The following is a 17,110-nucleotide window of genomic DNA, read 5'->3' as shown; positions in this document are numbered from 1 at the left end:
GGGCGCGTTAACGTTAGCCGGCACGACGCAGATTCAGGGTATGACGATCCTGCAACATCACCAGCCGCTCGATGTAGGCGCGGTCTTTTTCCTCAATGGTAAAGGCCGAATGTACCCAATCTTCGGTAATGTCCATCAGCTCGGAACGCGTCAGCTGCAACACGCGCTGACGCGCCCGCAACATGGCGCGCATGCCGTTGAGTTTCGGCCGGATGGTATCGATGAAGGTGCGCGTCGCCATGTAGGCGTCGCCGGGCTGGAACAGCTGATCTACCAGCCCACGGCTCTCGAACCACTCTGCGGTGTGCGACTCGCCGCCCCAAATCAGCTCCTCGGCCAAGCGCATGCCCGCCTTGCGTGCCACCAGCGAGTAACCGCCCATACCGGGAAACAGGTTGAACGCGATCTCCGGAAACCCCATGCGTGCATTGTTCTGCGCCAGCACGAAATGGTGCGCCAGCGCCGCTTCAAAACCGCCGCCCAACGCGCTGCCTTCAATCATCGCAATGCTGATCGCACCGGTATCGAAACCGCGCGCCGCCGCATGCACGCAGTCGATGCAGGCGCGCGCGTAGGCCATCATCGCCTCACGCTTGCGGTTTTTGATCGCTTCGGCGAAGAACTGCAGATCGCCGCCGACGTTGAACATGTTCGGCACCAGCGATCCGGTAACCCAGAAATCGAACCGCAGCGAAGACTCCTTCGCCGCCTGCGCCAGCGTCATGATGTCTTCGATCAGCGCCTGGTTGAAGCAGGGGCGCGGCGCGGCGCGCAGCAGCATCCACATGATGTGCCGCTCCTCTTCATAATAAGCGGACAGCTGCGACAGATTGCCCGCTTCGGTAAACGGACGACAGGTGGGGTGATTAAGCAATTTCATAAGACCTTCCAGTTTTTCTGTTGATGACGGATGAGACCGTTCCAGCCCCTACGGCTGCAGCGGAGCGGCGAGCGGCAAAAGCGCGACGCCACATCATGAGTAAACGCTTTCTCACCGACGAAACAGATAAAAATTGGAGGTAGGGAAGTGAAAAAAACCGAGGCGCCACGGGGTTTTCATAGGAATTTTACCTATCGGTCCCTCCCCGGCATTTCATGCCGGGCGCTAACGCGCTAAGCTCGGAAAATGACCGTTTGCCGCCCCGGCGCTCAAAACGCCGCGGGGCTTTGGCTATAATCAACGCTGAAACATACCGTTTAACGTTAAGGATATCGTGAAGTAATGCCTACAGGACCAGACCAGGAACACCGCCAGCCCGCACAAGACACGCCGCCGAAGCCGCTTATCGCCATCAAGACCGGCCATGAGACCCTCGACCGCCGCATCGGCGGCTTTTCACGTCTGATTGAACGCATCAAAGCCTGGCCGAGCGTGGCGCACCTGCTGCGCGCCGCCGAACGCTTTAACGATCGGCTGGGTAGCCAGTTCGGCGCCGCCATCACCTATTTTTCCTTCCTCTCGCTGATCCCGATCCTGATGGTGTCGTTCGCCGCCGCCGGCTTCGTGCTGGCCTCAAACCCGGATCTGCTGGCCCGGTTGATCAACCGCATCGTCGGCAGCATCAGCGATCCGACGCTGGCCAGCACGCTGAAGAACACCGTAAACACCGCCATTCAACAGCGTACCACCGTGGGATTGACCGGCCTGGCGCTGGCGCTCTATTCCGGCATCAGTTGGATGGGCAACCTGCGCGAGGCGATCCGCGCGCAGTCGCGCGATGTCTGGGAGCGCAATCCGCAGGATCAGGAGAAAATCTACTTCAAGTACACCCGCGACTTCATCTCGTTGACCGGCCTGGTGGTCGCGCTGATCATTACGCTGTCGCTGACCTCGGTCGCCGGGTCGGCGCAGGCGGCGATCGTCAATGCGCTGGGGCTGGACGGCATCGAATGGCTGCGGCCGGCGCTGACGCTGATCGCGCTGTCGATCTCGATTTTCGCCAACTATCTGCTGTTCCTGTGGATTTTCTGGATGCTGCCGCGCCACAAACCGAAGAAAAAAGCGCTGCTGCGCGGTACCTTGCTCGCCGCCATCGGCTTTGAGGTGATCAAGTTCGTGATGACCATGACGCTGCCGCAGGTGGCGAAGTCGCCTTCTGGCGCGGCCTTCGGATCGGTGATCGGGCTGATGGCGTTCTTCTACTTCTTCGCCCGTTTGACGCTGTTTTGCGCCGCCTGGATCGCCACCGCCGACTACAAAGGCGACAAAGCGTTGCCGGAACGCGAACCGCCGGCGCGCTGAAGCCATGCAATCGTGCCGGTGTTATCGCACTCGCCGGCATTTTCATCTATATATAAACCAGAAAACCAGTCAATACGTCTAAATAACGCGGTATGCGATCCGAAAAACCAGCATAACAAACTGCACACTCACTTTTCTTTGCCGCTTTTACAGCCATTCCCTCTGCACGAAAGCCCTTTCTCAACGTTTAACGCTGCAGAAAAGAAGCCAGATAAAACATTAGTCTTTTTAACCGGTTAGCGGGGCCATTGCCCAAAGTTCCCGCGTTGAAAAGGCCGAATGCTGTCACTAAGATGGATTTTTACCCCTTCCAACAATAAGAAATATTATGCAAGCCACCATCGCACCCCCACTCGACGCCGACGACGCGTCCACACCGGTGAACTCCCGCGGGAAGGTCATCGTCGCCTCGCTGGTCGGTACCGCCATCGAGTTCTTCGACTTCTACATCTACGCCACCGCCGCGGTGATCGTGTTCCCGCATATTTTCTTCCCACAGGGCGACCCGACCACCGCGACGCTGCAGTCGCTGGCCACCTTCGCCGTCGCCTTTGTCGCACGCCCTATCGGCTCTGCGCTGTTCGGGCACTTCGGCGATCGCGTGGGGCGCAAGGTGACGCTGGTCGCCTCGCTGCTGACCATGGGGATTTCCACCGTGCTGATCGGCCTGCTGCCGAGCTATGAAACCATCGGCATCTTCGCCCCTATCCTGCTGGCGCTGGCGCGCTTCGGGCAGGGCCTGGGGCTTGGCGGCGAATGGGGCGGCGCCGCTCTGCTGGCGACGGAGAACGCACCGGCCAAAAAGCGCGCGCTGTACGGCTCCTTCCCCCAGTTGGGCGCGCCGATCGGCTTCTTCTTTGCTAACGGCACCTTCCTGCTGCTCTCCTGGCTGCTGAGCGACCAGCAGTTTATGGAATGGGGCTGGCGCGTGCCGTTCATCCTCTCCGCCGCGCTGGTGCTGATTGGCCTGTACGTTCGGGTATCGCTGCATGAAACGCCGGTGTTCGCCAAAGTGGCCAAGGCCGGCAAACAGGTGAAAGTGCCGCTCGGCACGCTGCTGAGCAAGCATCTGAAAGCCACCATCCTCGGCACCTTCATCATGCTGGCGACCTACACGCTGTTTTATCTGATGACGGTGTATTCGATGACCTATGGCACCGCGCCGCAGCCGCTGGGCCTCGGCTACTCCCGCAACAGCTTCCTGTGGATGCTGATGGTGGCGGTGATCGGTTTCGGCGTGATGGTGCCGATCGCCGGCCTGCTGGCGGACGCGTTCGGCCGCCGCAAGACCATGATCGCCATTACCCTGCTGATGATCGGCTTCGCGTTCCTGTTCCCGACCCTGCTGGGTTCCGGCAACCAGGCGCTGGTGATGGGCTTCCTGCTGTGCGGCCTGAGCATCATGGGGCTGACCTTTGGCCCGATGGGCGCGCTGCTGCCGGAGCTGTTCCCGACCGAAGTGCGCTATACCGGCGCATCGTTCTCCTACAACGTCGCGTCTATTCTCGGCGCGTCCGTGGCGCCTTATATCGCCACCTGGCTAGCGGCCCACTACGGGCTGTTCTACGTCGGCATGTACCTGGCCGCAATGGCCGGGCTGACGCTGCTGGCCCTGCTGCTGATGAAAGAAACCCGCCACCAGTCGCTGTGATCCCCTGCGGCCCCCCTCACTGTGGGGGGCCGCACGCGTTGTTCGTTTCCTGTCATAAAACCGGGCTATGCTGGTCGTTTCTCTCGGTAACAGGATCGGCCGATGTCTCTGCGTCGTGGGGTATTTGTCTGCGTTGCGCTGCTGGCGGCTCTCGCCATCGCGCTCTATTACGGGTTGAAGCCCGACCATCCCGATGCGCTGTGGCGCATCGTCAGCCAGCAATGCCTGCCCAATCAGCAGGCGCATGACAACCCGGCGCCCTGCGCGCAGGTGGATGTGCAGGCCGGTTTCGTGGTGTTTAAAGATCGCAACGGACCACTGCAATATCTGCTGATGCCCAGCGCCAAAATCACCGGTATCGAAAGCCCGGCGGTGCTGGACGCCGCCACGCCGAATTTCTTCGCGCAGGCCTGGGGCGCGCGCCACGTGATGGCGGAACGTTATGGCAAACCGATCGACGACGGCGATATTTCACTGGCGATCAACTCGGAATATGGTCGTACGCAAAACCAGCTGCATATTCATATCTCCTGCCTGTTGCCGGCGGTTAAACAGCGGCTGGCGCAGATCGGCCCCGATTTTATCGGGCAATGGCAACCGCTGCCCGGCGGGCTGTTGGGACATGACTATCTGGGGCGGCGGGTGACCCCTGCCGAGCTGGAGCAACAGGGCGCCTTCCGTCTGTTGGCTGCCGGCCTGCCGCGCGCCGACGGGCGCATGGGCAGCTTCGGCCTGGCGATGACCGCGCTGCCGGACGGCGATTTCCTGCTGCTGGCGACCGAGCGCAGCCTGCTGCCGTTCACCCTGGCCTCGGCGGAAGAGATCCAGGATCACGACTGCCGGCTGCTTACGCCACCGCCGCGCGCCTGATTATTTTTTGCCTTTCATCTCCCGCAGGATCTGCCCGCACTGGTTCTCCTCGCCGCCTTCACTGGGCGAGACCAGCGCCAGCAGCGCCGCCGCCGGCGTCAGCACCGCCCCCAACGCCACCGCCGCCGCGCCGCGCGCGATCAGCGGCCCGGCTTTCACCCCGGCGTCGGGGTGCTTGAAGGTGCCTTTCACGTACAGCGGCGAGCGCAGGGTCAGCACGCGCATCCCCTTGCTTTCCGGATCGATGGACAAATCCAGCCGTTCGGTGGCGAGGTTGGTGTTGCCGGTGATGTTGATCACCGCGTTCTCGGTGTCGAACACAAACAGCCGCGGCGCGGCGACGCCGCTGCGGATGCCGACGTCCGCCGCCGCGCAGTTGATGCCCACCACGTCGTCGCCGAACAGCTGCGCCACCAGATAGTTACCGACGTTCAGGCCGAGGATCTCCATCAGGCTACGGCTGATCACCCCGTTATTGATCAACAGGCGCAGGTCGCCATTGCTGGTCGCCAGCAGCTCGGCCACCGAATTACCGCTGCCCGTCAGCCTGGCGTCGCCGTTCATCTGCCCAAGGCTGCGCTTCATCGCCGCCACGTTCGGCAACAGCTGTTTGAGCTGGAGTTTGCGCGCATGCATATCCACCTGGCCGCGCATCGGCTTTTTGCCGCCGTCGAGGCGCACCACGGCGTTCAGGCTGCCGCCCGCCATGCCAAAGCGCAGCGGATCCAGACGCAACTCGCCATTGTTCAGCTTCAGGTGCGTGGCCAGATCGCTCAGCGGTAAATCGCTGCCGCGCTCGATGCGCGCGGCGGCAAACTTCACGTCCGCATCCATCTTGCTCCAGCTTTGCGTATCGAACTGTTCAACCGGCAGCACCTTATCCGCCGGCTGGCGGCTCTTCTCGCCGCGGCCGGCTTTGGCGGCGTTGGAGTCCGCGCCGATCAGCGGCGCCAGATCCGCCAACCTCAGCTGCCGGGAGTTCACCGCCCCGCTCAGCGCCGGCCGCGGTTTAGCGGCAACGTATTTCAAGTCGCCATGAATGTCGCTGTCGCCGATTTTGCCGTCGAACTTCTGATATTCGAACACGGCGCCGCCCGGCTGATGCAGGCGGGCTATCAGATGGCCATCAGTCGCATACGGCGGCGTGTTCGGCAGCAGCACGCCGGTCAGGCCATAGAGATTGCCCAGGCTTTCGCCGGAAAATTTCAGCTGCACGTCCAGGCCGCCGAGGTTCAGCGGATCGGACAAGGTGCCCGCCACCGCAACCCGGGTGCTGCCGGAGCGCACGTCGGCCTGCAGCGGGAACGGCAGATCGGCGCTCTGCAGTGACAGCATGCCGCCGATCTTGCCGCTGCCGCTCAGCGGTTCGCCGTTATATTTGCCTTTCACCTGCCAGCCGAAAACATAATCGGGTGTAGCAACCTTGCCGCCGCTCTGTTTGCCGGTCACTTCACTGAACGGCAGCGGTTTGCCGAGCGGATCGATAACGGCGCGGAAATCCGCCTTCAGCGTGGCATCTTTAAAGGCGATCTGTCCCTTGTCGAACACGATGTCGTGCACAGTGAACGACCAGGCGGAAGGCGGCTGCTTGGGATCCTGGCCGGCAGCCAGGTCAAACGTCCAGTTGTTGTCGCCGTTGGCCAGGCGTTGCAACGACGCATTCGGCTGCTTGAGCCAGATGCGCGGGATCAGCAGTTCTTTCCTCAGCAGCGCCAGCGGTGCGATGCTGGCGTCGACGCGCTGCAGCGTCACCATGCTGTCGCCGGGGATGTTTTTCGGATTACCCAACCACACGTCTTCGGCGTGAATATGCGGCCAGGGCACCCAGGCGCGCCAGCCGCCCTCATCCCGGTTACGCGACCAATCGACGCCCAGATCGCCGCGGATGGCGAAGGGCCGCCGCAGTTCGGCCGACACTTTGTCGTTGATGGTGGGCTTGAGTCGATTCCAGTCGAAGGTGGCGATAAAGATCGCCAGCGCGACGATCGCCAGCAGCACAATGCCGCCCAGCCAGCTGAAAACCTTTCCTGTTCTTGTCATAGGGCTCCCTCAGCACATAAACCGGGCTGCCGAATGAAAGGAAAAGGAATGAGCAGCCCCGTTTAAGCCTAGCTGAGGATAGCCCGGAGTTCACGCCGGCGCGCCGGGCGCGGCGAACAGCGTCGGTACGCTGTGTAAAGTTTCAAAGCACGCCGGGCGGGAAAGATAGTAGCCCTGCGCGGCCAACGCGCCGGAACGCTGCACCAGCCGCCATTCCTGCTCGGTTTCCACGCCTTCGACGATCACCCCGTCGCTGTGCTGGTTCATCATCTTGATCAGGGTGCCGAGCAGCTGTACGCCCTCTTCCGACTGTTTGAGCAAGGTGAACAATTCGCGCGCCACCTTGATGTATTGATAGCGCCAGGCGCCGACGGCGGAGAAGTTGGCCAGCCCGCTGCCGAAATCGTCCAGCCACAGCCGTTCGCCGCCGACGATCTGCTGCAACGGGCGGTTTGACGCCGTTGCGGCTTGCTCCACCAGCTCGAAGCGCAGATAGGGCATCTCGGCGATCTGCCGTTGCAACGCGTCATGACGCTGCAACGCTTGCAGCGCCATACCGTCGATATTGACCGACACCATCACCGCGTGGCGAATGAACAACGCCTGCCAGCGCTGCAACAGTGCCAACTGCTCCTGGATCACCCGCAAACGCTGGGCGACGCCGATCGAGGCAAAATACTGTTCCGGGGATTGCCGTTTGTTCGGCTCATTCGGGTGATACACCGCCGTCAACAGTTCCACCGCCAGCAGCGCGCCGCTGGTGCGATAAATCGGCTGGAAGGTATACAAGCGCCGGCATTGCCGCCAGTAGCGCCGCGATTTGGCGCAGGCATAGAGGGCAAAACAGGGCGCCAGCAGACCCGAGATCAGGTTGGTTATCATCGGTACTATCGCCGTGGCGGGGAAGTGAGAGCGCTGCCGCTGTTTCTTTACCCAGCTTATCGGCAGCGCCGCGTAAAACTTTAAGCACGAATTGCCGCAGGCTTTTCTCTTCACCCTGTTGGCATGGGTCGATCGCGATCATAAAAAATTAAAACACTGTTTTAATTTATTGACTCTCTCACCGCCTTGCAGGGAGACTGACGGCTGTTGCTTCTTCTTTAGCCAGGGCTTATTGACGATGACTATCCGAAATCTCGCCGTGATCGGCGAATGCATGATCGAGCTGTCGCAGCAGGGCGCGCAGCTGACGCGCGGCTTTGGCGGCGATACCCTCAACACCGCCGTCTACCTCGCCCGCCAAATGCCGGAACAGACGCCGCAGGTGCATTACGTCACCGCACTCGGCACCGACAGCTTCAGCGGCGAGATGCTGCAGGCCTGGCGGCAGGAAAAGATCGAGACCGGGCTGATTCAGCAGTTGGAAAACAAATTGCCGGGCCTGTACGTCATCGAAACCGACGCCGCCGGCGAACGCACCTTCTACTACTGGCGCAACGACGCCGCCGCCCGGTATTGGCTTGCGGGACCGCAGGCCGACGCACTGTGTGCCCGGCTGGCGCAGTTCGATTACCTGTATCTCAGCGGCATTAGCCTGGCGATCCTCGCGCCTGCCGACCGCACGAAGCTGCTGGCGCTGTTGCGCCGCTGCCGCGCCAACGGCGGCCAGGTTATCTTCGACAACAACTACCGTCCGCGCCTGTGGCAAAGCCGTGAGGAAACGCAGCTGGCCTACCGCGAGGTGCTGGCCTGCACCGACATCGCCTTCCTGACGCTGGATGACGAAGCGTTGCTGTGGGGAGCACAGCCGGTTGAACAGGTGGTGGCACGCACACAGGCGCTCGGCGTCGGCGAGATCGTTATCAAACGCGGCGCGGATGCCTGTCTGGTGTTCAGCGTGGAGGAAGAGCGACTTGAGGTACCGGCGATCGCGCTGCCGCCGGAGCGCGTAGTGGATACCACCGCCGCGGGCGACGCTTTCAGCGCCGGTTATCTGGCGGAACGCCTGAACGGCGGCAGCGCCCAGCAGGCGGCACAGCGCGGCCACCGGCTTGCCGCGACGGTGATCCAACATCGCGGCGCCATCATTCCCGCAACGGCAATGCCCGCATAGCCAATAAGGCGGCGGCGAGGTGGCCTCGCCGCCGGCGCAATGGATCCCAGACATATTGATGAGAGGATGTTTGAAAGAATTTCCCTGGCGTTGGCTTATTTCCGCCCAGAGCTGCTAAGCTCGGCTCTTGGCATTGCCGCCTTTTTGAATTTATTAGCCGAGTATAAATTTCAATCCGCCGCACTGACTAGCTGGACTTTGGTGCAGGTCGGGCTGAGCCGCCGAACGACAGGGAGGTTACCGATGGCCGTCGCATTCGCCAACGCCGTCGCCGCAAGACTGCATCTTGACGGCCGACTGCACGCCTTCAGCCAATTCAAATACGCTTATTTGACCTTCAATAAACACCGCCCCGATCGCCATCTGCTGGTCTCAAGCTACCCGCAAGAATGGCTGGACATCTACAGCGCCAATCGTTATCAGCGCATCGATCCCGTCGTGCGCGCCGCCCATAGCCGCTGCGCGCCCTTCATGTGGCACGACACCCCCGTCACCACCGAGGATCGGCATTACCGGAAGATCTTCAGCCAGGCGCGGGAATACGACATCGTGCACGGCTGCAGCTTTGTTTTGCACGATCACGACAACAACCTGGCGATCCTGTCGATCAGCGCCACGGCGGCCGATGACGCCGATCTGCGGCAGCTGATGGAAGACGAGAGGGCCAGCCTGCAGATGGTATTGGTCGATACCCACCAGCACGCCCTGGCCTTGGCCAGCGCCGAGGCGAGCCGGACAGACCGGCTCTCGCCGCGCGAAGGGGAGATCCTCTACTGGGCCAGCCAGGGCAAAACCTACCATGAGATCGCGCTGATCCTGGGGATCAAAACCGGTACGGTGAAGTTTCACATCGGCAATGCGGTGCGTAAGCTGGGGGTCGCCAACGCCAAACACGCGATCCGGCACTGCCTTGAACGGCAGCTGCTCGCGCCGCCGGAAACATAAAAAAAGCCGGCATCGCAGCCGGCTTTTTTATTTGCCTTGCGGAAAATCAGCCCGCAACGGCGATGCGTTTCATGTCGGTCATGTAGCCACGCAGTTTGCGACCGACGGTTTCGATAGGGTGACTGCGCACCGCTTCGTTCACGTCGCGCAGCTGCGCGTTGTCCACCGCCGTACCCGCCGCGGCTTTGCCCAAATCACCCGCCTGCAGGGTGGTCATGAAGTCCTTCAGCAGCGGCACCGCCGCGTTGGCGAACAGGTAGTTGCCGTACTCTGCGGTATCGGAGATAACCACGTTCATTTCATACAGACGCTTACGTGCAATGGTGTTGGCAATCAGCGGCAGCTCGTGCAGCGACTCATAGTAAGCCGACTCTTCGATGATGCCGGCATCGACCATGGTTTCGAACGCCAGCTCAACGCCCGCTTTCACCATCGCCACCATCAGCACGCCGTGATCGAAGTACTCTTGCTCGCTGATTTTGCCTTCAAACTGTGGCGCATTCTCGAACGCGGTTTTGCCGGTCTCTTCGCGCCAGGTCAGCAATTTCACGTCGTCTTCCGCCCAGTCGGCCATCATGCCGCTGGAGAAAGCGCCGGAGATGATGTCGTCCATGTGCTTCTGGAACAGCGGCGCCATGATGGTTTTCAGCTGTTCGGACAGCGCATAGGCACGCAGCTTGGCCGGATTGGACAGGCGATCCATCATCAGCGTGATGCCGCCCTGCTTCAGCGCTTCGGTGATGGTTTCCCAGCCGAACTGAATCAGTTTCTCGGCGTAAGCAGGATCGGTGCCCTCAGCAACCAGCTTGTCGAAGCACAGCAGCGAACCCGCCTGCAGCATGCCGCACAGAATGGTCTGCTCGCCCATCAGGTCGGATTTCACTTCGGCGACGAAGGAGGACTCCAGCACGCCGGCGCGGTGGCCGCCGGTCGCCGCCGCCCAGGCCTTGGCGATCGCCATGCCTTCGCCTTTCGGATCGTTTTCCGGGTGAACCGCAATCAGGGTCGGCACGCCGAAGCCGCGCTTGTACTCTTCACGCACTTCGGTGCCCGGGCATTTCGGCGCGACCATCACCACGGTGATGTCTTTACGCACCTGCTCACCCACTTCAACGATGTTGAAGCCGTGGGAGTAACCCAGCGCCGCGCCGTCTTTCATCAGCGGCTGCACCGCGCGCACCACGGAAGAATGCTGCTTGTCCGGCGTCAGGTTGACCACCAGATCCGCCTGCGGGATCAGGTCTTCGTAGGTGCCGACCTTAAAGCCGTTTTCGGTCGCTTTGCGCCAGGAAGCGCGCTTCTCGTCGATCGCTTCTTTACGCAGGGCATAGGCGACATCCAGGCCGGAGTCACGCATGTTCAGCCCCTGGTTCAGACCCTGGGCGCCACAGCCGACAATCACCACTTTTTTACCTTTCAGGTAGCCGGCTTCGTCAGCAAATTCGTCGCGCGCCATAAAGCGGCATTTACCCAATTGCGCCAACTGCTGACGCAGGTTCAATGTGTTGAAATAGTTAGCCATGGTGGTACTCCGGTTTGATGTTGTCTTGCATTGTTATTTTCATTCCCCGCCCTGTCTGTGCGGAGATTCGTTAAACTCAATGTATAACAGGAAATGCGTTGCTTAAATTGATATATTGAGAACGTGATATTGCAATTTATGCAACACTCTCACTGCGAGCGTATCGATATGGATTTACGTGATTTAAAGCTGTTCCTGCATTTGGCCGAAAGCCATCACTTCGGGCGCACCGCCAAGGCGATGCACGTCAGCCCGTCGACGCTCTCCCGCCAGATCCAGCGGCTGGAAGAGATCCTCGGGCAGCCGCTGTTCCTGCGCGACAACCGCACCGTGCAGCTCACCGACGCCGGCGAACAGCTGAAAGAATTCGCCCAACAGACGCTGCTGCAGTATCAGCAGCTGAAGCACTCGCTCGGCCAGCACGGCCCTTCGCTGAGCGGCGAACTGCGGCTGTTCTGCTCGGTGACCGCGGCGTACAGCCACCTGCCGCCGATCCTCGATCGCTTCCGCGCGCAGCACCCGCTGGTAGAGATTAAGCTGACCACCGGCGATGCCGCCGACGCGGTCGACAAGGTGCAATCCAACGAGGCCGATCTCGGCATCGCCGGCCGGCCGGAAACGCTGCCCACCAGCGTAGCGTTCACCAAAATCGGCGAAATTCCTCTGGTGCTGATCGCGCCGGCGCTGCCCTGCGCGGTGCGCAGCCAGGCGTTCGCCGACAAGCCGGACTGGACCGAAATCCCGTTCATCCTGCCGGAGCACGGCCCCTCGCGAAAACGCATCGAGCTGTGGTTCCGCCGCCATCGCATCAGCAATCCGCTGATTTACGCCACCGTCGGCGGCCACGAAGCCATCGTGTCGATGGTCGCTTTAGGCTGCGGCATCGCGCTGATCCCGAGCGTGGTGGTGGACAACAGCCCGGAGCCGGTACGCAACCGCATCTCGCAGCTGGATAACATCTCGATGGTCGAACCGTTCGAGCTGGGGGTCTGCGTCCAGAAAAAGCGCCTTAGCGATCCGCTGATAGACGCCTTTTGGCGCTTACTGCATCCCCGCTGACGCGGGGTTTTTACAGGTCCGCCGGATCGATCTGCTTCATCGTCTCTACCTGCATCAGCCAGTGGTAGAGCGGCTCAAGCTGCAAAAATGCCCCGGCCAGCAGCGGCACCAGATCGGCGTTGAACAGCTTTTCCACTTCGCTGTCCGTCACCATCACCGCAAACGACTTGCGGTTGTACCAGGTGGCGATCTCCGCCGCCTGTTCCTTCACCAGCGGGCGTTTGTAGCTCTCGCCCACCAGCTCGAACGGCGGCCGGCAGCAGGCGGCCACCTCAAGGAAAGGCTGCGGCCGCTGCCTCAGCGTATGACGGAACAGATCCATGGTCGGCTTGTTGGCACTGTAGTAGCCGAGCCCATAGCGCAGCATGTCCGGCCCCAGTTCGAAAAAGTAGACCGGCGCGTCTTTCCAGTCTTTGCTCGGACGCTTGAACGTCAGCCACATGCGGCTGCGGTAGCGCGATTTGTCATGAGAAAAGCGCGTGTCGCGATGAATGCGCGACAGCGTTTTGCCGATCGCCGGGCGGGTCTCGAACTGCGGGTCGATCGCCAGCATGCCGGGAGCCAGCTGCTCCACCAGCGCGCGAAACGGCGCCAGCAGCTCGCGATCGTAGATGTCGCGGTTGCCGTCGAACCACGCCTTATCGTTCTCTATCCGCACCTGCTGCAGGAAATTCAGGCCCTGCTGGCTAAAGCCGGAGAAGGGTTGCGTCATAAGTTTTTCCGTTCTGACGGTTTATCGGGTGTTGCGCAGATCTTCCCTCTGCCAACGGCGTTTGATAAACACGCGCCGACGCGTGCGAAAATAAGCGACATAGAGAGAGAACGCCGCCCGGTTACTGAACAGCGCACCGCCAACCGCGCCTCCCAGCAGCATGGCGACGGTGGCGATGCCGGTCATCCCCGCCGCCCACGCCGCCACGGCGCCAAGGCAAAACAGGCCGAGCATGCCAAGATAATATTGCAGCAATACCACCCCGCTGTTTTTCCCCTGCACCAGTTGGAACAGGATCAGCGTCATCCACACCGCCACGATCGCGCCGCTGCCCATGAGAACGGCGGCGGAGGTCTTGCCGCTCCAGGCGGCCGCCACATCCGTGGCCAGGCCCATCACGCCCGCCAGCCCCAGGGTCAGGCACACCATCAGCAACATGACGTTGCCGACGCCCGGCGGCGACAGCCGCTGGCCCGGCATCAGGAAATGCTGCTCGAGCTGCGCATCCACACCGGCGAAAAGCGCGCGATCGCGCGCCGCGATTTGGCTTTCCATCTCCCGGCCTCGTGCCGCTAAGCGAGACAACCGGCCGGATAAACGCACCGGGCTCACCCCTGCAAAAAGAAGCGGAACGCCGGGTTGTCGGTCTCGTCGTGGCAATCGTAGCCCAGCGCCTGCAGATGCCGTTCGAATTCCGGCTCGGATTGCGCCAGTTCGAAGGCCGCCAGCACCCGGCCGAAGTCGGTGCCGTGGCTGCGATAGTGGAACAGCGAAATGTTCCAGTGCGTGCCCAGCGTCTGCAGGAATTTCAGCAGCGCGCCCGGCGACTCCGGAAACTCAAAGCTGTACAGCCGTTCGCGCAGCGGCTTCGACGGGCGCCCGCCCACCATGTAGCGCACGTGCAGCTTGGCCATCTCGTCGTCCGACAGATCCACCACCTGATAACCGTCGGCATTGAGCTCGTCGATGATTTCCCGCCGTTCGGCGTGCCCACGCGTCAGACGCACGCCGACAAAAATGCAGGCGTTGTCGGCATCGGCGTAGCGATAGTTGAATTCGGTCACCGAGCGTCCGCCCAGCAGTTGGCAGAACTTGAGGAAGCTGCCCTGCTGTTCCGGAATGGTCACCGCCAACAGCGCTTCGCGCTGTTCGCCCAGTTCGCAACGTTCGGAAACGTAGCGCAGCCCGTGGAAGTTGAGGTTGGCGCCGGACAGCACGTGCGCCAGACGCTCGCCCTGAATGTTGTGCTGCTGGACGTACTTTTTCAGCCCCGCCAGCGCCAGCGCGCCGGAAGGTTCGGCAATGGCGCGCACGTCCTCGAACAGATCTTTGACCGCAGCGCAGATGGCGTCGCTGTCCACGGTGATCACGTCGTCCAGATATTCACGGCACAGGCGGAAGGTTTCGTCGCCGATACGCTTCACCGCCACGCCTTCGGCGAACAGCCCGACGCGCGCCAGATCCACCGGATGGCCGGCATCCAGCGCCGCGCGCAGGCAGGCGGAGTCTTCCGCTTCGACGCCGATCACTTTGATCTGCGGCATCAGCTGCTTGATCAGCACCGCCACCCCGGCGGCCAGGCCGCCGCCGCCGACCGGCACGAAGACCCTATCCAGATGCGCGTCTTGCTGCAGCAGCTCCATCGCCAGCGTGCCCTGCCCGGCGATCACCGTCGGATGATCGAACGGCGGCACAAAGGTCATGCCCTGCTGCTGGGAAAGCTCGATCGCCTTCGCCTTGGCCTCGTCGAAATTGGCGCCGTGCAGCAGCACTTCGCCGCCGAAACCGCGCACCGCATCCACTTTGATGTCTGCGGTAGACACCGGCATCACGATCAGCGTTTTGATGCCCAGCCGTTTACCGGAGAAGGCGACGCCCTGCGCGTGGTTGCCGGCCGAAGCCGTCACGACGCCGCGCGCCTTCTGCTCTTCGTCCAGCCCGGCGATCATCGCATAGGCCCCGCGCAGCTTAAAACTGTGCACCGGCTGGCGATCTTCGCGCTTCACCAAAATAGTGTTGCCGAGGCGCGAAGAAATTTTGCTCATGGCCTGCAACGGGGTGACCTGCGCCACCTCGTAGACCGGCGAGCGCAGTACCGCTCGCAGATATTCCGCGCCGCAGGGGGCGCTGGGTAGGGGTTGAGAGACCGCCATGCTGCTTATCCCCCCAGTTTGCTCTTGTCGCGCACTGCGCCTTTGTCGGCGCTGGTGGCCAACGAGGCGTAGGCGCGTAGCGCGAAGGATACCTGACGCTCACGGTTTTTCGGCGTCCAGGCCGCGTCTCCGCGCGCCAGCTCAGCCTCATGCCGCGCCGCCAGCTCCTGCTCGCTGACGTCCAGCTGGACACCGCGATGAGGAATGTCGATCGCGATCATGTCGCCGTCCTGCACCAGGGCGATCAGGCCGCCGCTGGCCGCTTCCGGCGAGGCGTGGCCGATGGACAGCCCGGAGGTACCGCCGGAGAAACGCCCGTCGGTGATCAGCGCGCACGCCTTGCCCAGCCCCATCGATTTCAGGTAGGTGGTCGGATAGAGCATTTCCTGCATGCCCGGCCCGCCTTTCGGCCCTTCGTAACGGATAACGACCACGTCGCCCGCCACCACTTTGCCGCCGAGGATAGCTTCTACCGCATCATCCTGGCTTTCATACACTTTGGCCGGGCCGCGGAAGGTGAGGATTTCCTTGTCTACGCCGGCGGTTTTGACGATGCAGCCGTTCTCCGCCAGGTTGCCGTACAGCACCGCCAACCCGCCGTCCTGGCTGTAGGCGTGCTCACGGGTGCGGATGCAGCCTTCCTTGCGGTCGGTGTCCAGCGAATCCCAGCGGCAGTCCTGAGAGAATGCCTGCGTGGTGCGGATACCGGCCGGCCCGGCGGAGTACATTTTCTTGACGCTTTCGTCGCGGGTCAGCATCACGTCGTAGGCTTCCAGCGTCTGCGGCAGGGTCAGCCCCAGCACGTTGTTCACCTCGCGGTTCAGCAAGCCGGCGCGATCCAGCTCGCCGAGGATACCGATTACGCCGCCGGCGCGGTGCACGTCTTCCATATGGTATTTCTGCGTGCTCGGCGCCACCTTGCACAGGTGCGGCACTTTGCGCGACAGGCGATCAATGTCTTCCATGGTGAAGTCCACCTCGCCTTCCTGCGCCGAAGCCAGCAGGTGCAGCACGGTGTTGGTCGAGCCGCCCATGGCGATGTCCAGCGTCATGGCGTTCTCAAACGCCGCCTTGTTGGCGATATTACGCGGCAGCGCGCTCTCGTCGTCCTGCTCGTAATAGCGTTTGGTCAGCTCGACGATGCGCTTGCCGGCGTTAAGGAACAGCGCTTTGCGATCGGCGTGGGTGGCCAGCAGCGAGCCGTTGCCCGGCTGCGACAGGCCCAGCGCCTCGGTCAGGCAGTTCATCGAGTTGGCGGTGAACATGCCGGAGCAGGAACCACAGGTCGGGCAGGCGGAACGCTCGATCTGCTCGCTGTCGGCGTCGCTGACGTTCGGGTTCGCGCCCTGGATCATCGCATCCACCAGATCCAGCTTGATGATCTGGTTGGAGAGTTTGGTCTTGCCGGCTTCCATCGGGCCGCCGGAGACGAAGATCACCGGAATATTCAGGCGCAACGCCGCCATCAGCATGCCCGGGGTGATCTTGTCGCAGTTGGAGATGCACACCATCGCGTCGGCGCAGTGGGCGTTCACCATGTATTCGACCGAGTCGGCGATCAGCTCGCGCGACGGCAGGGAATAGAGCATGCCGCCGTGGCCCATGGCGATGCCGTCATCCACCGCGATGGTGTTGAACTCTTTGGCCACGCCGCCGGAGGCTTCGATCTGTTCGGCGACCAGTTTGCCCAGATCGCGCAGATGCACGTGGCCCGGCACGAACTGGGTAAAGGAGTTGACCACGGCGATAATCGGCTTGCCGAAATCGGCGTCGGTCATCCCGGTCGCGCGCCACAATGCGCGGGCACCCGCCATATTGCGGCCGTGGGTGGTGGTGGCGGAACGGTACTTAGGCATGCTCTTT

The 17,110-nt window shown here is 62.0% G+C and carries 14 protein-coding genes; 6 read left to right on the top strand and 8 right to left on the bottom strand.

Annotated elements, in window-relative coordinates; all coding sequences use genetic code 11:
* Positions 1 to 13 precede the first annotated feature (13 nt).
* Positions 14 to 880 (bottom strand): crotonase/enoyl-CoA hydratase family protein, encoded by an 867-nt coding sequence (locus FHU12_RS23135; protein ID WP_141971995.1) that lies wholly within the window; start codon positions 878 to 880, stop codon positions 14 to 16.
* A 342-nt stretch (positions 881 to 1,222) separates the two neighbouring features.
* Between FHU12_RS23135 and yhjD the strand changes: the two genes are divergently transcribed.
* The 3 genes from yhjD (at position 1,223) to FHU12_RS23120 (ending at position 4,763) form a co-directional block, all read left to right on the top strand.
* On the top strand, positions 1,223 to 2,242 hold the full coding sequence (gene yhjD / locus FHU12_RS23130) for an inner membrane protein YhjD (RefSeq protein ID WP_019455255.1): 1,020 nt from the start codon (positions 1,223 to 1,225) through the stop codon (positions 2,240 to 2,242).
* 328 nt (positions 2,243 to 2,570) lie between these two features.
* Complete coding sequence (locus FHU12_RS23125; RefSeq protein ID WP_004929985.1) at positions 2,571 to 3,893, top strand: MFS transporter; 1,323 nt, start codon at positions 2,571 to 2,573, stop codon at positions 3,891 to 3,893.
* Between the two features lie 102 nt (positions 3,894 to 3,995).
* Entirely contained in the window at positions 3,996 to 4,763 is a 768-nt protein-coding gene (locus FHU12_RS23120; RefSeq protein WP_141971992.1) for a CDP-diacylglycerol diphosphatase, read from the top strand.
* On the opposite strand, the gene FHU12_RS23115 is transcribed toward FHU12_RS23120, so the two are convergent.
* Together FHU12_RS23115 and pdeH are read right to left on the bottom strand one after the other, a co-directional pair.
* The gene (locus FHU12_RS23115) at positions 4,764 to 6,803 is read right to left on the bottom strand and encodes an AsmA family protein (protein ID WP_141971990.1); all 2,040 of its coding nucleotides are present in this window, start codon (positions 6,801 to 6,803) and stop codon (positions 4,764 to 4,766) included.
* A 90-nt stretch (positions 6,804 to 6,893) separates the two neighbouring features.
* Positions 6,894 to 7,685 (bottom strand): cyclic-guanylate-specific phosphodiesterase, encoded by a 792-nt coding sequence (gene pdeH / locus FHU12_RS23110; protein ID WP_141971988.1) that lies wholly within the window; start codon positions 7,683 to 7,685, stop codon positions 6,894 to 6,896.
* 238 nt (positions 7,686 to 7,923) lie between these two features.
* On the opposite strand from pdeH, the gene kdgK reads away from it, so the two are divergent.
* Positions 7,924 to 8,856 (top strand): 2-dehydro-3-deoxygluconokinase, encoded by a 933-nt coding sequence (gene kdgK / locus FHU12_RS23105; protein ID WP_141971986.1) that lies wholly within the window; start codon positions 7,924 to 7,926, stop codon positions 8,854 to 8,856.
* A 243-nt stretch (positions 8,857 to 9,099) separates the two neighbouring features.
* Positions 9,100 to 9,801 carry a LuxR family transcriptional regulator gene (locus FHU12_RS23100; RefSeq protein ID WP_141971984.1) on the top strand — a complete coding sequence of 234 codons (702 nt, stop codon included), beginning with the start codon at positions 9,100 to 9,102 and terminating at the stop codon, positions 9,799 to 9,801.
* Between the two features lie 46 nt (positions 9,802 to 9,847).
* On the opposite strand, the gene ilvC is transcribed toward FHU12_RS23100, so the two are convergent.
* Positions 9,848 to 11,323, bottom strand: a complete 1,476-nt coding sequence (gene ilvC, locus FHU12_RS23095) for a ketol-acid reductoisomerase (RefSeq protein WP_038874693.1) — start codon at positions 11,321 to 11,323, stop codon at positions 9,848 to 9,850.
* 168 nt (positions 11,324 to 11,491) lie between these two features.
* Between ilvC and ilvY the strand changes: the two genes are divergently transcribed.
* Positions 11,492 to 12,382, top strand: a complete 891-nt coding sequence (gene ilvY, locus FHU12_RS23090) for an HTH-type transcriptional activator IlvY (RefSeq protein ID WP_063990808.1) — start codon at positions 11,492 to 11,494, stop codon at positions 12,380 to 12,382.
* A gap of 10 nt (positions 12,383 to 12,392) precedes the next feature.
* On the opposite strand, the gene FHU12_RS23085 is transcribed toward ilvY, so the two are convergent.
* The 4 genes from FHU12_RS23085 to ilvD are packed head-to-tail and all read right to left on the bottom strand — an operon-like array spanning position 12,393 to position 17,103.
* Positions 12,393 to 13,094 (bottom strand): DUF2461 domain-containing protein, encoded by a 702-nt coding sequence (locus tag FHU12_RS23085; protein WP_141971982.1) that lies wholly within the window; start codon positions 13,092 to 13,094, stop codon positions 12,393 to 12,395.
* A gap of 21 nt (positions 13,095 to 13,115) precedes the next feature.
* Complete coding sequence (gene ssi4, locus FHU12_RS23080; protein ID WP_521084106.1) at positions 13,116 to 13,679, bottom strand: immunity protein Sip4; 564 nt, start codon at positions 13,677 to 13,679, stop codon at positions 13,116 to 13,118.
* A gap of 23 nt (positions 13,680 to 13,702) precedes the next feature.
* Entirely contained in the window at positions 13,703 to 15,247 is a 1,545-nt protein-coding gene (gene ilvA, locus FHU12_RS23075; protein ID WP_015379394.1) for a threonine ammonia-lyase, biosynthetic, read from the bottom strand.
* Positions 15,248 to 15,252: 5 nt separating this feature from the next.
* Positions 15,253 to 17,103 (bottom strand): dihydroxy-acid dehydratase, encoded by a 1,851-nt coding sequence (ilvD, locus tag FHU12_RS23070; RefSeq protein WP_141971978.1) that lies wholly within the window; start codon positions 17,101 to 17,103, stop codon positions 15,253 to 15,255.
* Positions 17,104 to 17,110: the final 7 nt, after the last annotated feature.

It is taken from the genome of Serratia marcescens (assembly GCF_006715005.1).
Lineage (GTDB): Bacteria > Pseudomonadota > Gammaproteobacteria > Enterobacterales > Enterobacteriaceae > Serratia > Serratia montpellierensis.
This window is presented reverse-complemented; position numbering and strand designations above follow the sequence as displayed.